This window comes from Streptomyces sp. GLSS-08, assembly GCF_056387915.1.
Genome location: NZ_JBWJAQ010000035.1, coordinates 15,194 through 36,995, shown reverse-complemented (window position 1 = coordinate 36,995; position 21,802 = coordinate 15,194). Strand labels below are relative to the sequence as shown.

General features: G+C 67.7%; 23 protein-coding genes and 2 pseudogenes. 8 read left to right on the top strand and 17 right to left on the bottom strand.

Annotated elements, in window-relative coordinates; genetic code table 11:
* Window positions 1–195: 195 nt before the first annotated feature.
* From AC0ZLC_RS33480 to AC0ZLC_RS33465, 4 genes and pseudogenes are all read right to left on the bottom strand, one after another.
* Complete coding sequence (locus AC0ZLC_RS33480; RefSeq protein ID WP_476755694.1) at window positions 196–630, bottom strand: hypothetical protein; 435 nt, start codon at window positions 628–630, stop codon at window positions 196–198.
* A gap of 362 nt (window positions 631–992) precedes the next feature.
* Entirely contained in the window at window positions 993–1,598 is a 606-nt protein-coding gene (locus AC0ZLC_RS33475; protein WP_476755693.1) for a dihydrofolate reductase family protein, read from the bottom strand.
* Between the two features lie 276 nt (window positions 1,599–1,874).
* Window positions 1,875–2,504 (bottom strand): annotated as a pseudogene (locus AC0ZLC_RS33470) (IS701 family transposase); the annotation flags it as partial.
* Window positions 2,505–2,688: 184 nt separating this feature from the next.
* A complete protein-coding gene (locus AC0ZLC_RS33465; protein WP_476755692.1) occupies window positions 2,689–3,294 on the bottom strand; it encodes a hypothetical protein in 606 nt (201 codons plus the stop codon).
* A 296-nt stretch (window positions 3,295–3,590) separates the two neighbouring features.
* Here AC0ZLC_RS33465 and AC0ZLC_RS33460 point away from each other — a divergent pair.
* Both AC0ZLC_RS33460 and AC0ZLC_RS33455 read left to right on the top strand, forming a co-directional pair.
* Window positions 3,591–4,386, top strand: a pseudogene (locus tag AC0ZLC_RS33460) (IS5 family transposase).
* A 325-nt stretch (window positions 4,387–4,711) separates the two neighbouring features.
* A complete protein-coding gene (locus tag AC0ZLC_RS33455; RefSeq protein WP_476755691.1) occupies window positions 4,712–4,969 on the top strand; it encodes an ANTAR domain-containing protein in 258 nt (85 codons plus the stop codon).
* A gap of 26 nt (window positions 4,970–4,995) precedes the next feature.
* On the opposite strand, the gene AC0ZLC_RS33450 is transcribed toward AC0ZLC_RS33455, so the two are convergent.
* Window positions 4,996–5,361, bottom strand: coding sequence for an STAS domain-containing protein (locus tag AC0ZLC_RS33450; protein ID WP_476755690.1), 366 nt, complete (start codon window positions 5,359–5,361; stop codon window positions 4,996–4,998).
* 216 nt (window positions 5,362–5,577) lie between these two features.
* Here AC0ZLC_RS33450 and AC0ZLC_RS33445 point away from each other — a divergent pair, with 216 nt between their 5' ends.
* On the top strand, window positions 5,578–6,024 hold the full coding sequence (locus AC0ZLC_RS33445) for an ATP-binding protein (RefSeq protein WP_476755689.1): 447 nt from the start codon (window positions 5,578–5,580) through the stop codon (window positions 6,022–6,024).
* A 343-nt stretch (window positions 6,025–6,367) separates the two neighbouring features.
* Here AC0ZLC_RS33445 and AC0ZLC_RS33440 read toward each other — a convergent pair whose 3' ends face one another.
* The 6 genes from AC0ZLC_RS33440 to AC0ZLC_RS33415 form a co-directional block, all read right to left on the bottom strand.
* A complete protein-coding gene (locus AC0ZLC_RS33440) occupies window positions 6,368–7,600 on the bottom strand; it encodes a PP2C family protein-serine/threonine phosphatase (protein ID WP_476755688.1) in 1,233 nt (410 codons plus the stop codon).
* A complete protein-coding gene (locus tag AC0ZLC_RS33435) occupies window positions 7,551–7,934 on the bottom strand; it encodes a hypothetical protein (protein ID WP_476755687.1) in 384 nt (127 codons plus the stop codon). Before AC0ZLC_RS33435 ends, AC0ZLC_RS33440 begins: the two co-directional genes overlap by 50 nt.
* A 368-nt stretch (window positions 7,935–8,302) precedes the next feature.
* On the bottom strand, window positions 8,303–8,746 hold the full coding sequence (locus tag AC0ZLC_RS33430) for a response regulator (protein WP_476755686.1): 444 nt from the start codon (window positions 8,744–8,746) through the stop codon (window positions 8,303–8,305).
* Window positions 8,743–10,392 (bottom strand): sensor histidine kinase, encoded by a 1,650-nt coding sequence (locus tag AC0ZLC_RS33425; protein WP_476755685.1) that lies wholly within the window; start codon window positions 10,390–10,392, stop codon window positions 8,743–8,745. Before AC0ZLC_RS33425 ends, AC0ZLC_RS33430 begins: the two co-directional genes overlap by 4 nt.
* The gene (locus AC0ZLC_RS33420; RefSeq protein WP_476755684.1) at window positions 10,389–11,549 is read right to left on the bottom strand and encodes a PP2C family protein-serine/threonine phosphatase; all 1,161 of its coding nucleotides are present in this window, start codon (window positions 11,547–11,549) and stop codon (window positions 10,389–10,391) included. Before AC0ZLC_RS33420 ends, AC0ZLC_RS33425 begins: the two co-directional genes overlap by 4 nt.
* Window positions 11,550–11,717: 168 nt before the next feature.
* Entirely contained in the window at window positions 11,718–12,884 is a 1,167-nt protein-coding gene (locus AC0ZLC_RS33415) for a PP2C family protein-serine/threonine phosphatase (protein WP_476755683.1), read from the bottom strand.
* Window positions 12,885–13,026: 142 nt separating this feature from the next.
* Here AC0ZLC_RS33415 and AC0ZLC_RS33410 point away from each other — a divergent pair, with 142 nt between their 5' ends.
* Window positions 13,027–13,503 carry a MarR family winged helix-turn-helix transcriptional regulator gene (locus AC0ZLC_RS33410; RefSeq protein ID WP_476755682.1) on the top strand — a complete coding sequence of 159 codons (477 nt, stop codon included), beginning with the start codon at window positions 13,027–13,029 and terminating at the stop codon, window positions 13,501–13,503.
* A gap of 191 nt (window positions 13,504–13,694) precedes the next feature.
* Here the strand turns inward: AC0ZLC_RS33410 and AC0ZLC_RS33405 are convergent, their stop codons facing one another.
* Window positions 13,695–14,117, bottom strand: a complete 423-nt coding sequence (locus AC0ZLC_RS33405; protein WP_476755681.1) for a MarR family winged helix-turn-helix transcriptional regulator — start codon at window positions 14,115–14,117, stop codon at window positions 13,695–13,697.
* Window positions 14,118–14,967: 850 nt separating this feature from the next.
* Between AC0ZLC_RS33405 and AC0ZLC_RS33400 the strand changes: the two genes are divergently transcribed.
* Together AC0ZLC_RS33400 and AC0ZLC_RS33395 are read left to right on the top strand one after the other, a co-directional pair.
* Window positions 14,968–15,438, top strand: coding sequence for a VanZ family protein (locus AC0ZLC_RS33400; RefSeq protein ID WP_476755705.1), 471 nt, complete (start codon window positions 14,968–14,970; stop codon window positions 15,436–15,438).
* 777 nt (window positions 15,439–16,215) lie between these two features.
* Window positions 16,216–16,467, top strand: coding sequence for a hypothetical protein (locus AC0ZLC_RS33395; protein ID WP_476755680.1), 252 nt, complete (start codon window positions 16,216–16,218; stop codon window positions 16,465–16,467).
* A 169-nt stretch (window positions 16,468–16,636) separates the two neighbouring features.
* Here AC0ZLC_RS33395 and AC0ZLC_RS33390 read toward each other — a convergent pair whose 3' ends face one another.
* From AC0ZLC_RS33390 to AC0ZLC_RS33370, 5 genes are all read right to left on the bottom strand, one after another.
* Window positions 16,637–17,035, bottom strand: coding sequence for a PIN domain-containing protein (locus AC0ZLC_RS33390; RefSeq protein ID WP_476755679.1), 399 nt, complete (start codon window positions 17,033–17,035; stop codon window positions 16,637–16,639).
* Window positions 17,035–17,310, bottom strand: coding sequence for a hypothetical protein (locus AC0ZLC_RS33385; RefSeq protein WP_476755678.1), 276 nt, complete (start codon window positions 17,308–17,310; stop codon window positions 17,035–17,037). The genes AC0ZLC_RS33390 and AC0ZLC_RS33385 overlap by 1 nt, the downstream gene beginning before the upstream one ends.
* Window positions 17,311–17,472: 162 nt before the next feature.
* On the bottom strand, window positions 17,473–18,108 hold the full coding sequence (locus tag AC0ZLC_RS33380; protein WP_476755677.1) for a hypothetical protein: 636 nt from the start codon (window positions 18,106–18,108) through the stop codon (window positions 17,473–17,475).
* Between the two features lie 87 nt (window positions 18,109–18,195).
* Window positions 18,196–19,383 (bottom strand): hypothetical protein, encoded by a 1,188-nt coding sequence (locus AC0ZLC_RS33375; protein WP_476755676.1) that lies wholly within the window; start codon window positions 19,381–19,383, stop codon window positions 18,196–18,198.
* Between the two features lie 250 nt (window positions 19,384–19,633).
* Window positions 19,634–19,843 (bottom strand): hypothetical protein, encoded by a 210-nt coding sequence (locus tag AC0ZLC_RS33370; RefSeq protein ID WP_476755675.1) that lies wholly within the window; start codon window positions 19,841–19,843, stop codon window positions 19,634–19,636.
* A gap of 292 nt (window positions 19,844–20,135) precedes the next feature.
* Here AC0ZLC_RS33370 and AC0ZLC_RS33365 point away from each other — a divergent pair, with 292 nt between their 5' ends.
* The gene (locus AC0ZLC_RS33365; RefSeq protein ID WP_476755674.1) at window positions 20,136–20,450 is read left to right on the top strand and encodes a hypothetical protein; all 315 of its coding nucleotides are present in this window, start codon (window positions 20,136–20,138) and stop codon (window positions 20,448–20,450) included.
* A 215-nt stretch (window positions 20,451–20,665) separates the two neighbouring features.
* Window positions 20,666–21,676 (top strand): quinone oxidoreductase family protein, encoded by a 1,011-nt coding sequence (locus AC0ZLC_RS33360; protein ID WP_476755673.1) that lies wholly within the window; start codon window positions 20,666–20,668, stop codon window positions 21,674–21,676.
* Window positions 21,677–21,802: the final 126 nt, after the last annotated feature.

The window sequence follows — 21,802 nt, the reverse complement described above, 5'->3', positions numbered from 1 at the left end:
GGACCCCCTTGCACGACGGGCACTTCAACTTGCCTTCCCGCAAATGCTGTTCGACCAGCAGCACGTCCGTGTCCACGATCAGCACCCGGTGGCCTCCGCAACGTGGAGCGTGCTCACCTCCCGAGCACGGACAAAGCACGGCCAGCCTGCCCAAACATCTAAAGGATCATGTGGCGTCCGGGCGATCACGGAGGATCACTCAGCTTCCGGCCACCCGTCCAGGGCGGCAGCCAGGCGGTGGCGAAGAGCCTGATCCTTCAACTCGCCGGCCAGACGGTAAGCGATCGGCCCCACCTGCCATCCTGCGTGATAATCGAAAGGCGGAGGCGGACCAGCTGCATTGTGCGCGAGCTTCGCTACCAGCTCTGCGAGCCGGAAGCATAGGTCCTCCGCATCTGTCAGGGGCTTGTCCTTGTCGAGCCCGCGCTGACGGATCCGATCGAAGACCGCCCGGCCCTCCGGCCATTGCGTGCTGTCTACGGCAAGAGCCAACGCAGCTTGGATCTCCGGGGACTTTCCCAGCGTCAACGAAGCAGCCTTGAGCACCCCGCCCGCCCACACGACCGGGTCCCGCTGACGCTCAAACAGTGAACGCCCCCACAAGGCAATTCGGTCCGCGCTTCCACTCACTTCGCGATCATGCCAAGACCGTCAGCCACCGACAACCACGTTCCCAAAGCTCCTTCGTGTTCACCGTGTCGTCGCACACGAAGCGGCACCAACCCACCCGTCAAGATCACCAATCATGTTCAAGCTGAGAGTCGCGGACCCCCGCCTACATGCTCATGCAGAGAGTCGTCCAACACGAAACACCCTCGGGCGCCCCGACGCTGCTTTTCACCTTCGACGACCGGCCGGGGCAACTGGGCAGGACGTGGCACAGCGACGGCCTCCTGACCGCGTACCGCGACGGCGGGGACGCTGGGACGGTCTCTTCCCCGCGCCCGTCGGTGCCGGCCTGGCGGCTGTCCAGACCGGCGGACGGGGCGACGTCACGCAGGGACGCCGAGCGGCGGGTGCTCGAGCACGCGGGGCCTGTACTCGACCAGCTGGATGCGGCCGTCGAAGGTGCGGTGCTCGTTCATCTCGAGGGCAACGTCCGGATAGCCGTCGTAGATGCGTTCTTCGCCCGTGGCACCGGTGATCACCGGGAACATCACGACGCGGAAGCGGTCGACGAGTCCGGCTCGTAGCAGGGACCGGCACAGGCTGAGGCTGCCGATCGTGCTGAGGAGCCCCGAGCCGCTCGACTTCATGGCGCGGACCGCCTCGGCGGCGTCATCGCGGACGAGCGTGGAGTTCGCCCATGTCAGAGGCTCCTCGAGTGAGGAGGAGAACACCACCTTGGGCGCTTGCGTGAGTTCGTCGACGGACGCCTCTTCTTCGGGCCTGAACTCGTCTTGACCTTTCGGGACCTCGCCTGCGGCGAAGCCTGACATCAAGCGGTAGGTGTTCGCTCCCATCAGGTAAGTGGCCGCGGGCTGGTCGCCGAGCCATGCGAGGTACTCCGGGCCTTCGAGGCCCCAGAACCCGGGCCATCCCTCTCCCGATGCGTAGCCGTCGAGGGAGGTGATGAAGTCGACGAGAAGCTCCGACATGGCGGTGTCCTTTCCTCGGGCGTCACGAGTTTGGACCGGCCGGCACCCACAAACTCATCGGCCAGTGAAGTAACTCGTCAAGTGGATCTTGTCCACAGGAGCATTCGGATCATCCTGCGCGAGCACTACGACAACGCGGAAAGCCAGCGGTGGCGGTTCGTCCCCCACGCCCGGCTACCTCTGGGCCTTCGCCTCTATCACTGCCTCGCCCGGCGCCAAAACCCACTACCCGCGCCGCCCTGACGACCACGGAGACTGGCACGCCGGGACGGTGAGGCCTTTGGAGAAGCCGTAGGCGGCATCCGCGGTCACCCACCGGAACGGGATCTTCTCAGCGATCGCCCTGCGGACCATCGCCTTCGCGATCACTACCTTCGTCTCGAAGGCGATCGTGTCTTCGATGCCCGAAGCCCGGCACCGGTCCCGGTCATCGGTCCATGACGTGGGCAGATACAAACGGCGGTCGATCAACGTGCGGCCGCGGGCACCGGCATAGGCGAGGAAGACACCGACCTGACAATTCTCCGTCCGCCCCGCCGTTCCCGAGTACTGACGCTGGACGCCGGCCGAGCGGACGCCCTTTTTCAGGAAGCCGGTGTCGTCCACGATCAGCACCGCATCGGGGTCACCGAGGTTCTCCACCACGTAGTCGCGCACGTCGTCCAGGACCTCATCAGCGTTCCAGTCGATCCGGTTCAGCAGCCGGTGGATGCGGTCCGGAGCAGCGTGACCTGCCTGTTCTGCCAGTGTCCAGCCGTTCTTCCGCTCCAGCGGAGCAACCAACCCCTGCATATACGCAAGCGCCGACTCCCGCGGCTCACTCCGGCTGAACCGATGCACGAGTCGCTCGTGCAACCGCTCCAACTCACCCGCCCACAACCTGACATCAGCAAGGTCCCCACCCATAACCACACCAACGAAAGACCTGGCCAACAGTCACGGCATAGACCGTTGCAGTACTAGTTCGAGAAGAGTTTCGACCTCAGACCATACAACCAAGGTGAGGTGCACGAGTGGGAGTTCGGCGGGCGGCGGTGACGGCGGGACCGACACCGAGAAGGACGGCTGAGGCCAGGCGCCCCCGCGTCAGTTATTCGGCGGCGGTGATGTCACCGACGGGGATGCAACTGACATCCGAGATTCCCGCCTCGCACAGTGTGGCGCCCTCCAGGTTCGCCTTCTCCGACACGATCTGCCAGGCCCAGTGGTAGTACACGGTGTTCGGCTGGAGGGTGCCGAACACCGAGTCGATACCCTTCGCTCCCTCGCCGCCGTAAAGCATCTGGTCCTCGGTCATGTACGGCGTTGCGCCGTCGAGTACGCCCCCGATGTGCGAATTAAGCTCGTCCTTGAGGCTCGGATAGTCGATCGCCAGCGCTGCGTAGGGCGCGTGAATGCTGCGGTTACGGGGCTCGGCCTCCACGCGCAGGAGCAGGGTGAGCGCCATCGTGCCGGCCGGCGGAGGAGTGCCTGGGACGTTCACCGCGGTCTCGGCTTTGAGGATCTGGACGGTGTACGTGTACTTGCCGTCCACGTGCAGCACGGGCTCGCGCGCCGAAGGCATCTTCTTCGGTTCGGGTTGGGCGGTCGCGTTCTTGCCCGGCGAGGGGGTCCCTGACGCTGTCGGCGACTCGTCTCCTCCGGCTTCGGCCGTGTCCGCCGTGTCGCCGTTGCCGCACGCCGACAGTGCGGTCATGACGACGACAGCGGCACACGCCCACCGCCTGGGCGCGCGGATCCGTCGGCCATCCCTCATTGAGCTACTCCCCCGGTTCCCACACATGAGAAAATCCAGTAACTAGGCGATCATCTTAGGGGATGGCCATGACAACGCGGGGCGCCCGGGCCTCAGTCCTAGCGGCCGGTCGAGGCGGCCGCCGACACGAAGACGATACGGACTGACCGCAACGGGCCGCTAACTGGCTCTAACAAAAGCTGTTGATCATGTGACTTGTGGCTTGTCCGCTCGTTGGTTTGGTCGTGGGGAAACGTCTGTCGCGACCGTGGATTGTGTCGAATGAACTGTGGTCGCTCATCGAGCCGTTACTGCCTGTGCCGGGTCCGAAGCTGGTCGAGGGCAGACCTCGAGTGCCGGACCGCCAGGCCCTGTGCGGGATCTTGTTCGTGCTGCATACCGGGATCCAGTGGGAGTACTTGCCCCAGGAGCTGGGCTTCGGGTCGGGGATGACCTGCTGGCGGCCTGGAACGAGGCCGGCGTCTGGGACCAGCTGCACGTGCTGCTGCTGGAGAAGCTGCGGGCGAAGAACCAGCTGGACTGGTCGAGGGCGGTGATCGACTCCTCGCACGTCCGCGCGGCCCGACGGGGCCCAAAAGCGGGCCCAGCCCGGTCGACCGTGCACGTCCGGGCAGCAAGCACCACCTCATCGTCGACGGCCAGGGCATCCCGCTCGCGGTGTCCTTGACCGGCGGAAACCGCAACGACGTCACCCAGCTCCTGCCGCTGCTGGACAAGATTCCGGCCGTAGCGGGCCGGGCCGGCAGACCGCACCGACGGCCGGACGCGCTGCTGGCCGACCGCGGCTACGACCACGACAAGTACCGCCGCTTGCTCTGGCAGCGAGGGATCCGCCCCGTGATCGCGAAGCGAGGCCAACCACACGGCGCCGGCCTAGGCATCTTCCGCTACGTCGTCGAGCGCACGATCGCCTGGCTCCACGGCTTCCGCCGCCTGCGCATCCGCTGGGAACGCCGCGACGACATCCACGAAGCGTTCCTCGGACTGGCCGTCTGCCTGATCACTCACCGCCACGTCCAACGGTTTTGTTAGGGACTGTTAGCGGACGTGGCCACCGGATGCACGGATCAGGTGAGAGCGCCGAGTTGAGGACGACCCGGGACGGGAGGGGTTGGGGAGCCAGTCTCTCAGGCTCTTCGCCATCCTCGGCTGACGAAAGCCCCAGCCCAGGATGTGTGATTTTCGCTGCCGTACTGAGGGTGTCTTGCTGTCGCGGTAGGGGGCAGGCGTTACAGGAACCCTTGCCCCTGTATGGAGACCAGCATGACGACCTCCCGGGTGCCGCGGCTCTCGCCCGGCGGCATACGTGACAGCGCCGCGATCGCCCGACTGGAGCAGGAGAACGCGCAGTTGCGGCATGCTGTCGCTTCCTACGCGACGGTGGACCAGGCCATATGGTGTCCTCACCGCGATTCACCGGCTCGCGCCGACCGCCGGATTCGACGTGCTGCGTGAGGTGTCCCAGCGCACCAACACCAAACTGCACACGGTGGCTGAGACGGTGATCGCCTGGGCTTTGGGGCAGCCGCTGCCGGAGCCGGTGGGGCGGGAGTTGGAGGCGGCCGTGCAGCGGCGCTCACGTCGGCGGGATGCCCTGGACACGGAAGCCGGGTAGAACACCGTGGCCGGGCACGGCGCGGGTCAGGCGGTCAGGGCCTGCTCAACCGTGGGATGGCAGCCGATGACGTCGTCCAGGCCGACGATCTCAAGGAGCCGCAGCACCGACTCCTGGGCGCCGGCGATACGCAGCCACCCTTGAGCGTCACTCATGCTCTTGTGGGCGGCGACGAAGATGTTGATGCCGCTGGAGTCCATGAACGTCACGCCGCTGAGGTCCACCACGGTCCGCGGCGGAGCCGCGCCGTCGTGGGACAGGAGGGCCTCGCTGAGCATGTCCTTGACGGTGTGGTCGATCTCGCCGCGCAGGGTGACCACCCGGATGCCGTCGACGGCAGTGTGATCGACCGACAGCTGGCCGGGCCGGGCTGCTCCGTGAGTGTCTGTCACTGTTTCCTCGACTGTGCTCGCTGATGGGACCTCAAGGCCCCGGCGCGATAGTGCGCCGGTATCCTGCGTCGATGCTACGGCGAACATGCGTGCGGCCCGTTATGCGGTTCCTGCGGTTCCCACGGGGCAGGTGAGGCATGGGTACGCGCAGGAAGTGTGAACGGGGGAACAAGGGTGGAGTCGGCTGAATCAGTCCCCGAGGGTGAGGCCAGCGTGATGCCGGACGCACCTCCGATACAGGACACCGTCGCTCTGGACGGCGACGGGCACGTCATAGCTGAGGCGCGTCACCGCGCGAGGGACTTCCTCACCCGCGTCCAGGCTGTGCACGGCATCCCGGTGTCCGCGCGCGCGATGGACCTGACCCAGCTGGTGGTCAGCGAGCTCGTCACCAACGCCCGCAAGTACGCCCCCGGCCCCGTGCTGATGGAACTGCGCATCGCCGGCGCCGTCGTGGAAGTGATCGTGTGGGACAGTGATCCCGTCCTGCCTGTGGCCCGGGCCGCCGATGCGGACAGAGTCGGACAGCACGGCCTGGAGATCGTCATGGCCGTCGCTCAGGGCTTCGAGGTCCAGCGGGAGCCGGTCGGCAAACGCATCACCGCCCGCATAGCCCTACCCGACGACCCCGGCGGAGACATCACCGGACGCCGCCCCCAATAGCAATCGCCGTTGGTGACGACAAAGGCGATGTCGGCGCCGTGGACGGGTCCGGCAGTGCCCTTGACTGCGCGAGACCACCCAGCCGGCGACGGTGGTGTGCTTGCACTGCGCTACGAACATCCGCCCGGCCGGGTCCTTCCCGACGGCATCGGCGGCCTGGCCGCCGTGCTGCCCGACGTGCCGGGCAGCAATCCCGTCACGGATCATCAGATCCCGCACCGTGAAGGCGCCCCTCTTCGCCTGCGCCGTGGACGCGAGCTTCCCGCCCTCGGCGGCCGGCCGCAGCAGGGGCCGCCACCCCGTCGCAGCCGGCCCCACAGTACGGAAGTGGGCGCCTGAAGTACTACGCCGAACCCACTGCGGTACCTCTGTGGGGGCCGTGCCAGTCCAGGCACAGGACGGTGGCGTCGTCTCGCGGCGGCAGGCCATCGTAGGCGTCGGTGACCGCGCCGACCAAAGTGCGCACGACCTCGCGCGGGTGATCCGTTGCGGTCTTGCGCAGCAGGTCCGGCAGGTCGACGGTGGCCGCCTGGTGTTCTTGCATGCCGTCGGTATAGAGCACGAGGCGGTCGCCGGAGCGAAGGTCGATGTCCTGCGCCTGGTACGGAATGGGCCTGGCGATGCCGAAGGGCAGGTTCACCCGCAACTTGATCTCCTCGACCGCGCCATCGCGCTGCCGCAGCGGCCAAGGGTGGCCGGCGTTGACGAGCTGGGCGCCGCTCCCGTCCAGGGCGATGCGCAGCATCTGGCCGGTGGCGAACGTCTGCCGGCCGTGATCGAGCAGCGCCTGGTGGGTCTGGCGGGCCTGTTCTACCAGGTCCGCGCCGGCGCGGCGGGCGCCGCGGGAGGCGTTGACCGCGAGGGTGGCCATGAGCGAGGCGTCGACGTCGTGGCCCATGGCGTCGGTGACCGACAGGTGCAGGAAGTCGTGGTCGAGGTTGTAGTCGTAGGTGTCACCGGCGATGTCGGAAGCCGGGACCAGGGCGCCGGCGAGGGCGAACGCGGCCGTCTCGCACGAGGAGGCCGCCGGTAGGAGCTGGCGCTGGATCTCGGCGGCCAGGCTGACCGACGTGGTGCGATTACCGTAGTGGTAGAGGTCGGTGAAGCGGCGGTCGGTCACGATGATGTACGCCAGCGCATGCGCCGCCTCCTCCACTTGCTCCAGCACCTGCGGCGTGGCCTGGTTGAGGAACAACTCCAGGACCCCGATGGTGTCGCCGCGGTTGCTGACCGGAGCCAGCACCCGCTGCCCTTGCTCCCCGACCGTCGCCCGCACAAGCTTCTGAGTCCGCAGGACCTCGTCGTAGGCGCTGTTGCCGGCGAGGGGTACCTGTTCGGGGCGCTCTTCGTAATCGGTTGCCGCCGTGTCATGGACCCGCAACAGGCGCCGGCCGACGATGTCGACGAACAGGAACGACACGGATCGCGCGCCGAACCGGTCGCGCAGATTACGCGCCACGACATCAAGGGAATGCAGCGGCGCGGCCCCCTCCGCCGTTACCAGGACATCGGCCAGCCCTATCCGATCAATGTCCACGGCAGCCTCCTCGATACTGCACCTGCGATTGGACGACATCGCGGCGCACGCCGTCACTGACGACGGTGAAGGCCAGCCGCTGGGTCAGTGCGGGCGCGTCTGCGGAGCCGACTTCTCGCCGGTAATCCACGACCACGGCTTCGGTGACCTCGCGCAGACGTGCCACGGACGCGTCAGCGAGGTCGGTCGACGACGCGCTGGCGGACGGCACCTCACCGTCGATGGTGATGTTGGCCGTGAACCCGGCGTCCGGCTGCGGATGGACGGCGGCGAAGGCCACGTCCGAAGCAGTGGCTTCCAAGCCTTCCGGACGGGCCGGAAGCCAGCCCTTCGGCAACCGGAATTCGAGGGGCAAGGGCAGCGTCGCAGGCAAGGCGGGCCCTCCTTTCTACTTAGCTGAGAGTGCAGGGAAGTCAGCAGAAGTTGGGAACAACTGCGGGAGAGAGGAACGGAGTGGAGGGTCTTTGTCGAACAGGCCTCGGCTTCATAGCGCTGGCCGCCGGGGCCTGGGTGGCCGACGCCTCCCGCATCGACGACGTCCTCGCCCGCTGTCCCTGACCGATAGGGCGTTGCTCAGGACAGCGCGCGTGGTCCGTGCCCGCTGGCTTGTGGGACGACCGGCCCTGGCGATAGCCCGGGGGGCGCCTTCTCGTTCCTTCCTCCGGTCACTGTTGTTGAGCACGCCGTGGGCGGGTTGAGGAACCTGGGGCGCAAGGGCTGCTGCAGGCGCGTGTGTTTCGCTCAAGTGCGGGGGAGGCGGACGACGGTCACGAAGAAGTCGTCGATCTGCCGGATGGCGGAGACGAACTGGTCGAGGTCGACGGGCTTGGTGACGTAGGCGTTGGCGTGGAGCCGGTAACTGCGCAGGATGTCCTCCTCGGCTGCGGATGTGGTCAGTACGACGACGGGGATGTGGGCGAGGTCGGGGTCGGACTTGATGCGTTCGAGAACTTGACGGCCGTCGTATTTGGGCAGGTTGAGGTCCAGCAGGATCAGGTCGGGGCGTGGTGCGCCGGTGTGCTCGCCTCGGCGGTAGAGGAAGTCGAGGGCTTCCTCGCCGTCGCGGGTGACGTGCAGGGTGTTGCCGATCCTGTTGTCTTCGAATGCTTCACGGGTCATGAGCTCATCGCCAGGGTCGTCCTCGACCAGAAGGACTTCTATGGGCTCGAGGGGCGGGGTGCTCACGCAAGGGCTCCTTCAGTGGCAGGCGGCTGTTCGTCGTGGGGCGGGGCGGGCAGGGTGAAGCACAGCCGGGCCCCGCCGGTGTAGGTGGTGTCGATCCAGATGTGGCCGCCGTGGTGTTCGATGAGCTTCTTGCACAGGGCCAGGCCGATGCCGGTGCCGGTGTAGGCGTCGCGTCCGTGCAGGCGCTGGAAGATGACGAAGACCTTGTCGGCGAATTTTGCGGGAATGCCGATGCCGTTGTCGGTGACGCAGAAACGCCATGCGTTCTCGTGGCTGTCGCGGACGGCGGTGATGTGCACGGCCACGGGGCGGTCGGGGGCACGGAATTTGATGGCATTACCGACGAGGTTTTGCCACAGCATGGTCAGCAGGCTGCGATCACCGGTGACGCGCGGCAGTTCCTCGGGGCGCTCGATGCGTGCGCCTGCTTCGTCCACGGCCACGCTGAGGTTGGCCAGTGCCTTGTCCAAGGTGGTGTCGAGGGCGACGGTTTCGCGGGCGTCGTTGAGCCGGCCGACCCGCGAGAAGGTCAGCAGATCGTTGATCAGTACCTGCATGCGCTTGGCGCCGTCAACGGCGAAGTCGATGTACTGCTTGCCCCGGCCGTCAAGCTGCTCACCGTAGCGTTTGTCCAGGAGCTGGCAGAAGGAGGCAACCTTGCGCAGTGGTTCTTGCAGGTCGTGGGAGGCGACGTAGGCGAACTGCTCGAGTTCGGCGTTGGAGCGCCGCAGCTCGGTTGCCTGGGCGTCCAGGTCTTGTGCCTGCTGGGCCAGGCGTTGCTGCTGGGAGCGGGAGGCTGCGAGTTCGTTCACGATGCGGCGGCGCATGTCGTCCACGCCCAGGGTCACCAAGCGCAGGTCGCTGGGGCCGCGGGCGCGGATGTGGTGGCCGAAGTCGCCGTCGGCGATTCGCCGGGCGTCGGCGCGCATGTGGCCCAGCGGGCGGCCGACGATGAAGTGGAGCATGACCGCCAGGGCTGTTCCGATGAGGAACAGGGTGCTGAGCATGGCGATGAAGGACCAGTTGCGGACGGAGCGGGCGTTCGCCAGTTGTGCTTTGGCCTGCTCTCTCACCTGTTCGATATGCGTGTTCTGCTGGTTGGACAGGGTGCGGAGGTGCTCGAAAGTCTGGTGTCCCTCCTCCATCCTGGCCCGGTCGTCCTCGCGTACCGATCCGGCCTGCGCCGCGGTGATCAGCGGCGTCGCGTAACGGCGGCGCCAGTCGTCCGCCGCTTGGAGGAGGGTGTCGAGGTCGGTCTTCAGCTGCTTGTCATGCGCGATCAGGCCGCGCATGGTGCGGCCGTGTGCCTGCTCGGACTGCAGGCCGTCGGTGTAGGGCTTGAGGAATCGCCGGTCGCCGGTGATGGCGTAGCCGCGTACTCCCGATTCCTGGTCCACCAGCGCGGTCTGGATGCGGAGGGCCTCGGCTCGGGCGGGCTGGACTTGGCTGATGATCCGGTCGGAGAGCTGGGCGGTCTGTGCCAGCTGCTGGGAGCCGATGGCCGCGGCCACGAGCAGGATCACTCCCATCAGTGCCAGGCCCAGGTGAACCCAGCCCTGAACCGTCAGACGGGCGGCCCACGTCAGGCCCTCGGGCGCGGCGGAGTCGTTCGCCGCCGGGGCGACAGGCGGGCTGATGGTACTCACTTCGTGTTCCAGTCCAGGTGTACGACGGCGCGGTCGTCGATGTGCCCGCCGTAGGCGGCCGACAGTGCCTGCGTGCGGGCGATGAGGGTGTCCAGGAGTTGCTCCGCCGGCAGGTGCGCGTGGTCCTGGGCGATGGCGAGAAGGCCTTCCTCGCCCAGACGCTGTCCCTCCGGCCCTGTGCGGCCCTCGAACAGGCCGTCGGTGAACAGAAGGAGGGCTCCGGTCCCAGGCACCGCAACACGGCTCTGCGGCCAGCGGGCCCGCCCGGCGGGCAGTATGCCCAAGGCCGGCCCGCCGGGGCTCTGCAGCAGCTGTGCCCCCTGCGCGCCGGTGATGAGGAAAGCGGGCGGGTGACCTGCACGCAGCATGAGCGCCGTACCCCGGTCCGGGGCGAAGGTCACGGTGGTGAGAGTGGCGAAGATTTCAGCGGAGGAACGCTCGGCGCACAGGATCTCCTCCATGAGGTGCATGAGGTCGTTGCCCCGGGCTCCGGCCAGAGTGAAGGCGCGCCAGGCCACCCGCAGGCAGACGCCGAGCGCGGCTTCATCGGGTCCGTGCCCCGACACATCACCGACCAGCGCGTGCACGCTGCCGTCCGCCGATTCGACGACATCGAAGAAGTCACCGCCGAGAAGGGCGTTGGCGCGCCCGGATTCGTACCGGGTGACGACGCGCACCGTCTGGGACCGCAGCAAAGGAGAGGGCAGCAGTCCGCGTTCCAGGCGTGCGTTCTCCTCGGCGCGCAGGCGGCTTGCCTGCATGGCGGCCGCGGCCTGCTCGCTCTGACGGCGCTGAATGGCGTAGCGGATCGCCCGCCCCAGTGCGGACGGCTCGATGAGTCCCTTGAGGAGGTAGTCCTGCGCGCCGGCCGCGACGGCGGACAGCCCCATACCCTCTTCGGCGAGCCCGGTCAGCACCACCACGGCCGCGCGCGGTGACGCATGAAGGACATCCCGCAGCAGATCAAGACCCTGCGCATCGGGAAGGTGCAGATCCAGCAGGACACACTGCGGGGCTTGCGCGCTTTCCAGCATGGCCCGGGCCTGCGCCAGGGTGCGTGCCCGTCGCACTTCAGTGGCCGGGGCGGCGTCGTGGAGGAGCTCCTCCACCAGCACAGCGTCCCCGTCGTCGTCCTCGACGAGCAGGATCTGCGCCAAACCCTCTCCACGCGGCGCGGCAGGAGGCGGAAACTGCTTCTGTACGCCGTCGGCCGCCCGGCCGACGGCGTCGATGAGCCCCACTATGAATCCCTCCACATCGCCGCGCTCTGGCGACTCCGCGAGAGAATACTTGTCGTGTCTTAATGGTTGCAACGGGGGGCGCCGTTACTCCGCTTCCGCGACCCCGCCCTGCCAGTCCAGACACACGACCATCGCGTCATCGGCCGGCGCCGGGGTGCCCCTCCACTCCTCCAGAGCACGCAGCACCGCGGCCGGAACCTGGGCGGCTGGCAGCAACCGGGTGTCGGTCAGAGCCCTGGCCAGCGCACGCTCGCCGTACTTCTCACCCTCCGCCGAAGCCGCGTCGTAGATGCCGTCACTGACGAACAGCAGCCGGTCCCCGGGCACCACATTCATCAACTGGACCTCGTACGGCGTCTCGTCCACCATGCCCAAAGGCAACTGGGCGTCGAAGGGCACAAGCGAGACCCTGCCCTCACGCAGCAGCCACGCCTGCGGGGAGCCGGCGTCCACCACCTCCACCCGCCCGGTGGAAAGCTCAAACCGCAGCAGCAGTGTGGAGACGTGCATGCGCCCCTGGTAGTGGGCGTAGATGGCCTGATCGGTGAGCGCGGCCTGACCTGCCAGCGCCGTGCCACCCCGGCGGGCGTTACGCAAGGCATTGACCGCCAGATTCGTCAGCAACGCGGCGTCGATGCCCTCACCCATGCCATTGGTCACCGTGAGCGTCAGGTAATCGGCCTCGGCACACCAGTCGAAGTTGTCACCGTGGATCTTGTAGGCCGGCTCCAGCTGAGCACCCAGCTCGTACTCGGGACGAGAAGAGGCCCGCGCCGGCAGGAGCTGCCACTGCAATTCCGCCGCCAGCGTCAGCCGCCGGGTCCGACGTGCCTGCAAATACAGGTCGGTGTCCCGCTCGGACAGCACCAGCTCCCGGCCCAGAACGCCCGCGATCACCTTCAACTGCTCCACGTCGCACGCCTGTGCCGGCAGCGTCACACGCAGAACGCCCAGCCGGTCACCGCGCACCGTCACCGGCACCAGCGCCTCCACCCACCCCGGCGCGACGTCCCGGACAGTGGTCTCCTGCGAGCCGAACAGGCGCCCCAGCTCCCCGGTGAACGCGGAGATCGGCTTCCCCGTGTAGGGAGGGACCACCACCGGCTGCAGCACGGTCATCCCGTAGTCCGCCAGCAACAGCTCCACCTCCTGCGCACCCCAGTGCTGGGCCAACAGGTCACGCAATGTGTCCAGCAACCGGTGCGGCGCCGCGCTTTGCAGAGCCCGCTCCAGCGCAAGAAGAGTCTTCACCTTCGGTGGACCGCCTTCACAGATCGCCAGCCGCCCAGTGCGGCTGGAAAAACATGCGTCAATGCGTGCACGTACACCGAGGGCGCAAGCGCCGGAGCGGCACGTGGCAGACACCTCGGCCGCGGGATGACACAGTGGGCAGGTGACCCGCCATCCCGCTCTGCCCACAGTCGCCGAGGCTGCCAGCCGCGCTCTTGACCTGATGGAGGAGAGGTGGGCCAACGTGCCCGATGTGAGCATCGCGCCCTTGTCGCCCTCGCAGCTGCGCGTGCTGTACACGCTCGAAGACCACGACGGGACGAACCTACGCACTCTCTCGCGGACACTGTCGATCACCTCTGCGGCGGTCAGCCAGCTCTGCGACCGCATAGAGGCAGTCGGCTTCCTCGAACGCGTCCCCAACCCGCACAACGGGCGGGAAGTGCAGGTGCAGCTCACCGATCCGGGACGCGCCTACCTGGAGAGGCTGAGAAGCGAGCGCCGTGAAGTCCTGACGCCGATCATCGAAGCCCTGCCCAGCCACGACCGCGCCGCACTGCTGGAGGGCCTGTCCGCTGTAGCCGCCCTCACCGCCGTCGCTGAAGCCTCCCCGCCCCCCTGTACCGCACGCAGAGCCTGACGCCGTCCCGTCCATCCCCTGCTCCCCGGCTCGAAGACTCACGCGCCTTGACTGAACACGAGGACGCACACTTCTGCCCCGGTTTCCGGATGCCATTTTGACCCCGGAACAACGATTGTCAAAACTTAACGATCTGTGCGGCAGTCAGACATTCACCCGCCGCCCCACGCACCAGGAGCCACTGCGCCCGTTCAGCCCCAGACGGACGACTGATTGAACGCGCTCATGCCCTGCAGCAGATCCCGCCGACTGCGCACACTCAGCGGTTCCAGCAACCGGCGAAGCTCATCCAGACGCTGCTCCTCCACCTCACGCAACAACGCCTGCCCGGCAGCGGACAGCCTGATCAAGGTCTCCCGACGGTTGCTGAAGTTCTCCTCTTTCACCAGCAGACCAGCGCTCTGCAGTCGGCCGATCAGCCGACTGATCGACGACGGCATCGCACCCGTCACCTCAGCGATCTTCGTGGACGTGACAACACCCGCCGCGCCCACCACCCTCAGCACACGGAACTGAGCGGGCGGAACAGCAGGCGCCACCCGGCGGTCGACGCACTCCCACAGGCGGACAAGCCCATCCGCCGCCTTGGCGGTGCCCCCCTCAGACCTGCTCAAGCCGACCACCTTCCCCATGCTGCATTCGCGGCCCCGCATCAATCCAGCGCTGGAGTGCTAACACCCCCATACCGGTGATCACCAGCATCATGCTGGCAGGCGTCAGTCAGGGTAAGCCACCCTCCCTGGTCCAGCACTGCCACTGACCACGCCGGCGACCTCGACGCCGTGCCGCGCCTGACGGTCGTCAAGTGAGCGAGGACATCGAACACCCCGGCCCTGGTCCTCGCAGTGCCCAGAGGTCACATCGCCTGGCGGCCAGCGACGCCGCCGCCGGGATCGTCGGCGCCGGGCGAACGTGGCACCGCCCTGGCATTGCCGACGCTCCTGGTCACCGTGCCCTGTGCTCATCCTGACCGCCGAAACGGCCCCCGTCCTCGGCCGGCTGGTGGGCATGGAGGCTCGTCGAAGACGGCAGACCTAGCGCCATCGTGACGCGTGCACGATCCGGTCGTGATCCCGTCTCCACTGGCTGGGCCGTCGGCCGCCGTGTCGCCAACAGCCAGGGCTAAAACGGCCCGGGCATCGCGCCAGCGAACCCAGCCATGACACAATCAAACTGATCCGTGGTCAATGCCGCCCCGGTCGCTGAGGTACCCGACGACGCGCTGTTGCGCCCCATGCTCGCCCACCATCTCCTGGGCGACCCGACTGCACGGACAGGTACGGTCCCTGCGTGAACTGCCGCAGCGCGCCGCGCCACGGCTCGGGTATCGGAACGTTCAAGCAAACTACCCCTGGCTGGGAGCTCGTAATGGCGCGGATAGTCCTGCGTGACAAGACCGCTGAGGATTCTGGGCATTGGGTTCCCGGAAAACCTCCCCTGTCTACGTTCGGTCGGGTGCTGGCCATGATGCTGGCTTTCGCGGGGACGGTCGTATTTGCGGTGGTTCTGGCCCGGCTGACTCTGGAACCCTCGGCAGCATCCGTGCCGCTGACGCACAATAACCTGCGCCCTGGTGACTCCATCCGCGCGTACCTCGAGCAGCCCATGGCCGCGGACACAGTCAAGCAGCTCGGCGGCAATATCGTGATGGGGATACCGTTCGGTGTGCTGCTGCCGGTACTGGTACCACGAACGCGAGGACTCGTCCGCGTGGCGGTGGCCACAGCTCTCGTGATGATCCTCGTCGAACTCGTCCAAGGCGCCCTCATTACCGGGCGCGCCTTCGACGTCGATGATGTGGTGCTCAACACCACGGGTGCCCTCCTGGGTTACCTGCTGATCGGCCGCCGGATGGGTCTCGCAGTGCATCCCCGACGCCGCCACTGGTGGCACCGGTTCACCAAACGCCAGGTGACTGCCCAAGACCCGGCATAGGTGCGCCGCGCCCCCTGTTCTTCCGCCGCTCCTCGCCGGGCGCACCATGGAGTTTGATGCTCGGGGCCCGGCCCCGGAGGTGGGGGCGACGGCCCGCACCACGCCGCCGTCATATCGCGTAGGGGAGTTGCGGCAGGTCCACAGCCGCAGCACGCCGGCGGCAGGCAGACCGTAGCGGTCCGCGGCCCGGCTGATCAGTGACGCGGTCAGAGCTTCCCGGCCGGCGGCACGGTCCGTAACACCCGAAGACCAGTACGTCGGCACGCCAGGTCCGGGCTTCGTTGCCGACCTCCAGCTCAGCTCTGAAGCCCGCCGCCCGAGCGGCGGTGGCCAGCTCCAGCTTCAGCAGGTGATGCTCCGGCGACTCGTTCGCCAACTGGCAGTCACGCGGCCGCACCTGGTGGTAAAGGTGCCTGGCACGGTGCGGGGAGATGCGGGCGAACACCCTTCCCCGGCACTCCGTGCACGCCAGCTCCAGCCCTTTCACACGGTGGACGTCCGCCCAGGACCGGCCGCAACCGAGATCATCCGGCGACGCATCCAGCCGACCCCAGTCCGCGTGCAGGGCGGTGTATTCCATCGGCCCCCAACGTGTGGTCTGAGAAGGACAGCATCCCCCGTGCCGTCACGGCGATACCGGGTTGGACGAGACGGTAACGCCGCAGGCGTTCTATGTTCACGCCCGCCCGGGCCCGGCAGGCCATCTTCACCGAGAAGACACTGGCCCCAGGCGGATAGGAATCATGATGAGGATCATCGAGGACGGTCTCTACGCCCATGACCGGATCGTCTGCGGACCGCTCGCCGAGGCAGCCCTGCGACGCGCGCGGCGCAGGGCTGCGCCTGGAGCGGCTCCAGCAGGATCTGGCCGCACTGACCGACGCCCAGCTGCTCGACGAGGTGCGCCGCGCCCTGCGTCACTTCATGCAGCGCGAACCGCGCATGGACCAGGTGGCGAGCCTCGCCCGGCAGATCCGCAGCGGTACCCGCTGCGACTGGCTGGTGACCGACCGGCTCGCTCTCGCCTGACCGGGCCCGCTTCAACGCCCCGGCCCCTATGCACCTGGGGCCGGGACGTCCCGCCCATGTCTGGTCGGGGCGAGGGCTCCACTCATGGATCGTCCAAGCCGCAGCCAGAAATCGAAGGGGCAGGTCCGCAACGGCGCGGGCGGGCTAGAGAGAGCATCCAAGCGCTCGGCTACTGGCCGGGGTGAACAGCCTGGGCGCCGGTCCCCGCGTACGCCTTGGGCATCAACGTGAGCACAAACCGCCCCGCCGGATGGGCGGCTGAGGGCCTGGACGCGTGGATGGCGTGGACGGCGGCCCAGGAGTGCCCGAAGCGCAGCAGTTCGGTCGCGGTGACCGCGGCATCGGTGTCGAACGCCTCGATCCGGATGAACCGCAGCCCCTTGATGTAGGAGAGCAGTCCGGGCCGCTCGGCGTCGCCGGCCGTCAGCGACAGCACCGGCGCATACAGATCACCCAGTCCGCCGGAGGCCTGAACGTAGAACGCTGCGACCGCCTCGTTGAACGGATCCTTCGGGTCGAACAGCGCTGCGGCGGTCGTGTGGTCCAGGACGACCGCGATCGCCGCCACTACGCGGCCGTCTGCGAGCCGTGCTGCGCTCCGCCCAGGCGCTCCAGCAGAGCCCGTGCCCTCGCCTCGGCCTCGGGACTGGGCGCGCTGCCGAGGGCGGAGGTGAGTTCGGCGCGGGCCAGCTCGGCACGCTCGGCGTATTCGGCCTGCGTCGGCGTACTCTGCGCCAGCTCCTCGACCAGGCTGCGGATGGTCGTGCCGTGCTCGGCCGCCAACCGCGCCAGCCGGTCCCGCGCGGCCGCGCTCACCTTGATGCTCGTCTCGTCTACTGCCATAGTCCGACTCTACCGCGTTCCTCTACTGACGGTAGAGGAACGCGGTAGAGTCGGACACCGTTTCTCCGGGCCGGCGCCGGAGCGGGGCCCCGCTCCGGCGTCCGCGGCAAATACCCCGAAGCATGTGGAGCGCTGCGGGCCGCCTGCGATCACCGGGACGACTCATCGCAACTGCTGTCCTCTGACGAGCGCAGTGGGCAGTGACGCGCCGAGCACCAGATCACGTGGCAGCGCCAGTTCGAAGCGCTGCTCCAGCACGGCGAGAGAGGCACGGTGCGCCGTGTCCCTCTTTTCCTCCTCCGGGATTCCGGCCGCGATGATGTCAGCGCGGATGAGGTCAGCGCCGGGGCCGGTGATCTCCTGCGACCACGTGTGCATGTACATGTCGAAGCCGCACACGTACTGATCGTCGTGGAAGTAGGCGAATGAGGGTGGTGGGACCTTCGGGTTCTGCTTCTCGTAGTACAGCTCGAAGACGTGGACCCCGTCTCGGGATGTCCCGTCGTGGTACGCGGGCCCGAGGACGGACGGCCAGTGGCCGTAGGCTACGACGAAGCCCAGGCCGGCGTGGTCGCCGTAGCGGACGGCGATGCTGTCGGTGTCGCCGCGCTCGGCGTCGAGCCGGTCGATGAGCTCTTCGGGCTGCGACCCGGTGGTGGCGTGAACCGGTACGGGACCGCCCGTTGCGGCGAGGCGGGCGGCGAGCTGTTCGCCGGTCAGGCCCCGGGCCAGCTTGATGTAGTAGCCGAGCCAGGAGATGTCCGCATCGGCTATCCATGTGATCCCGCCGGAACTCACTGCACGTCTCCGTCCTCTGGTGTGGTGCGGCCCGGGACCGGCCCTGTGACCGGCTCCGGGCCGCATGTGCGGTCTGCGTCTATCTTGCTATCGGATGTCGCACTTGATCGTCGGCTTCGTAGCATCGCACCTGTCGAAGCCCGGCGTTCGGACAAAATATGCGTCCTGATCGATCAGCCGGAGTTCTTTGGCGAACGTGGGAAAGCGGCTCATCGAGGTGGAGTTGACCCACCCGGACATCGCGGACCGGCCGCACACTTCAGACCACGTCGGCGCAGCCTTGCGCTCGTCATCGTAGAGCCGCCAAGTGCCGTCCGACAGCTTGGTGGCGTATGTCTGCGTGCACTTGTCGCCCGAGGTGACCTGGTTGGTGCCGCCCATGTCCGAGGGCATTCCGCCGCTGTTGTAACTCGCGGCGAAGATGAACTCGTCACAGGAGGCCTTGTCGGTGGCGGAGATGTCGGTCACCGGTGTGGTACCGGGATGGCCGGATTTGGCGGCCCAGCCGTCCGGGCAGATGACCCTGCGGTTGGCGTCGGGGTCGCGGCCGTACTTGTTGCGCTCACCGTGCTCGCCGGTATCACCCCTGCGGTCGGGTAGGTAGCTCAGTGGCGCACCTTGGCGGATCTTCGCCTGGATCAGCCAGGCGTGCGCGGCAGCCGCCGGGGTCTTGGCGGTGTTGAACACATAGCCGGGCATGTAGTCCCGGAACACGCAGCCCGCCGGCGAGTACACCATGTCGCAGCGCGCGTACACCGGGTTGCCAATGAAGCCCTGACTGTTGTCCGTGGGGAACGTCTCCGGCACCGACGTGGAGAACGTCGCGTACGGTGCGAACGCCAGCGCCTGGGAGAGGTCGGAGTCCTTCTTCCCGGACTCATCCGGCACTCCGCCGGACCACTGCACGGTGGCCGTCGCAGTCTCCTCGTGGGGGTCGATGTCGTAGGACCCGCCCCACATCAGGTTGCCGTCCCAGGCGTAGGAGGGCTTGTCCATGCAGCCGGCGGAGCACTGCGGGGAGATCGTCAGCTTGATCGCCCCCGGCTGAGCCGGGAACGGCAGGTGCCCGGCGGGCATCGGCAGCGGCGTGACACGGGCCCACAGTTTCAGCTCCGTGCCGGTCAGCGCCGTGCTCATGTGAGAGGAGTACAGGAATTCCTGGTAGCCCTTCTCATCCTGGCCCGCCTCGTCGGTCACCTGGACGGAGAACTTCCCGTACATGCACGCCTTGTCACGGGTGAAGATCGACAGGTAGGTGCCCTCAGTGGCACCCACTTCGCAGGAGGTGTGCAGCGGCGGGTTCGCGGCTCGTGCGGACTTCAGCCTCGCCCTGGATGCGCGGGCGGCTTCAAAGTCTGCCTTCGTGGCCGGCTCCCAGGCGATGCACAGCCGGTCACCTTGCGCGGTCGCCTCGCAGTGCCGGTCATTTCCGGCGTCCTTTGTCTGCACCGAACCCCAGCCGGGGACCGGCTGCCAGGAGGTGTCGAACGCCGGGTCCGTCGCGTCCTTCTTAGGAACCAGCGACTCAGGGTTCCGCGCCGAGGTCGAGGCGGAGGAAGCTCTCACCCGCGGCCAGTACCTCGCCGACACCGCGACGGACTTGGACCGGCCCAGGCTCACCGGCCCCGCGGGCGCGGAAGCGGAACAGCGCCTCACCGCCTTCGCCCAGCACGCCGTCTTCGAGGGGCAGGTCGTCACCGACGAAGCACGCCTCCTGCGGATCATGAAACGCCACGACCCCGCCATCTACCCCGGCACCTTCGTCACCTGCGTCTACAACCCCGACCGCGCCATGTGCCGGCCGCCAGCGGGCACGCCGGAGGAACCGGAGCTCAGGGACTGCCAGCCGCTCGCCTGCCGCAACACCGCCCTCACCCCGGCCAACCGCGACGCCCACGCCCGACACCTGGCCGATCTCGACCAAGCCCTGGCCCAAGGCGGCCGTCTCACCCCTTACGTCCGCCACGCCTCCAGCAGCAGCGCCAGGACACCACCGACTTCCTCACCGGACACACCCCGGAGCCCACATGAAACCGCCGATGCCCGACGCCGATGCCGTCCGCACCGCCATGGACACCGTCCTCGCCGAAGCTGCGTCCGCCGGGCGCCGCGCCACGGTCACCGCGGTCGAGCGGCGCCTCGGCGTCACCCACGCCACCTTCTACCGCCACCACCAGGACCTGATCACCAACTACTTCCAACCCCGCGCGATGCCCGCCAGTCGGCCGGGAATCCCGTCCCAGGCCACCGGCCAGCGAGACCAGAACAACCTGGGGCGCCTGCGGCAGGAGAACGCCGACCTCCGCCGGACCCTGCACCTCTACGGAGAAGCCATCCGCTAGCTCACCCTTGAAAACGACGCACTCAGGCAGCGAGGCACCCTCGTCGCGCTGCCCACCGGCCGATGTCCGTAGGTGACGGCATTCTCAGGGGCTTTCCGTCTCACCTGGGCGGCGTAGTGCACGGTCAGCGCCACCTTGCGTGGGCCGGGCGAAGTGCCGGGAATCGGATCGCCATCAACGGGGTTGGTGGGGGATGAGCCGTTAATTGGAGGAACATGCGAGCGATTCAGGTGTACGAAGTGGGCGGTCCCGAGGTGCTGCAGGAGGCCAAGGTGGACCAGCCGCGGCCGGGTCCGGGCGAGGCGATCGTGGAGGTCGCCGCATCCGGGGTCAACTTCCTAGACGTCTACCACCGCGAAGGCCGGTACAGCCTCCCGCTGCCCTTCACCCCGGGCGCTGAGGGCGCCGGCACGGTCGTCGAAGTTGGACCCGGTGTCGCTGACGTCGCAGTCGGGGACCGGGTCGGTTGGGTGGAGATTCCCGGCACGTATGCCGAGCGGGCCGTCGTAGACTCCTCCCGGCTGGTGCCGCTGCCCGACGATATCGGCTTCGAGACAGCCGCCGCCGCGCTCCTCCAAGGCATGACCGCGCACTATCTCGTCAAGGACGCCTACCCGGTTCAGGGGGGCGACACGGTGCTCGTGCATGCGGCTGCTGGTGGCATGGGGCTACTTTTGACCCAGCTCATCACCCATCTCGGCGGCAGGGTGATCGGCACGACGTCGACCACGGCGAAGGCCGAACTGGCGAAGCGTGCCGGGGCCGCTGAGGTGATCCTTTCCTCCGCAGTCGACGATCTCGCAGCCGAGGTGAGGCGGCTCAACGGCGGTCAGGGGCTGCCGGTTGTCTTCGACGGCGTCGGCGCGCACACCTTCGATGCGAGCCTCGCCAGCCTGCGAACCCGCGGCCATCTCGTGCTCTTCGGCGCGGCAAGTGGTGCCGTGCCGCCGTTTGATCCGATTCGGCTCGCCCACGGCGGTTCGCTGACCCTGATCCGACCCAGCCTCGATCACTTCATCGCCGATCGGTCCGAACTGCTCCGACGGGCCGCCGATGTGTTCGAGTGGGTGCGCTCCAAGGCGCTTAAGGTCACCGTAACGGGCCGCTACGCATTGTCCGAGGCCGCCCAGGCCCACAGCGATCTGGAGGCTCGGCGTACCACCGGCAAGCTGCTCGTCATACCCGATGCGGCCGCTATTGGACGCCGCGAGGAGACGCAGAGCTGATCGCGGGTGACGAGGTCGGGGATCTTGGAGACTGAGATGTCGAGGGCATGGCCGCCACTTCCACACGATGCGTAAGGAGCTGGCGCCGTACGCCAAGGCCCTGGCCGTACGGGAACTTGTTGGCAG

Excerpts from the sequence above, each read along its gene's own strand:
- AC0ZLC_RS33365 (WP_476755674.1), top strand. The coding sequence starts at position 20,136 with ATGAAACCGCCGATGCCCGACGCCGATGCCGTCCGCACCGCCATGGAC.
- AC0ZLC_RS33475 (WP_476755693.1), bottom strand. The coding sequence starts at position 1,598 with ATGTCGGAGCTTCTCGTCGACTTCATCACCTCCCTCGACGGCTACGCA.
- AC0ZLC_RS33440 (WP_476755688.1), bottom strand. The coding sequence starts at position 7,600 with ATGTCGTCCAATCGCAGGTGCAGTATCGAGGAGGCTGCCGTGGACATT.
- AC0ZLC_RS33400 (WP_476755705.1), top strand. The coding sequence starts at position 14,968 with ATGATGCTGGCTTTCGCGGGGACGGTCGTATTTGCGGTGGTTCTGGCC.
- AC0ZLC_RS33445 (WP_476755689.1), top strand. The coding sequence starts at position 5,578 with ATGCCGGACGCACCTCCGATACAGGACACCGTCGCTCTGGACGGCGAC.
- AC0ZLC_RS33395 (WP_476755680.1), top strand. The coding sequence starts at position 16,216 with ATGACCGGATCGTCTGCGGACCGCTCGCCGAGGCAGCCCTGCGACGCG.
- AC0ZLC_RS33455 (WP_476755691.1), top strand. The coding sequence starts at position 4,712 with ATGCTGTCGCTTCCTACGCGACGGTGGACCAGGCCATATGGTGTCCTC.
- AC0ZLC_RS33360 (WP_476755673.1), top strand. The coding sequence starts at position 20,666 with ATGCGAGCGATTCAGGTGTACGAAGTGGGCGGTCCCGAGGTGCTGCAG.
- AC0ZLC_RS33465 (WP_476755692.1), bottom strand. The coding sequence starts at position 3,294 with ATGACCGCACTGTCGGCGTGCGGCAACGGCGACACGGCGGACACGGCC.
- AC0ZLC_RS33385 (WP_476755678.1), bottom strand. The coding sequence starts at position 17,310 with ATGGCAGTAGACGAGACGAGCATCAAGGTGAGCGCGGCCGCGCGGGAC.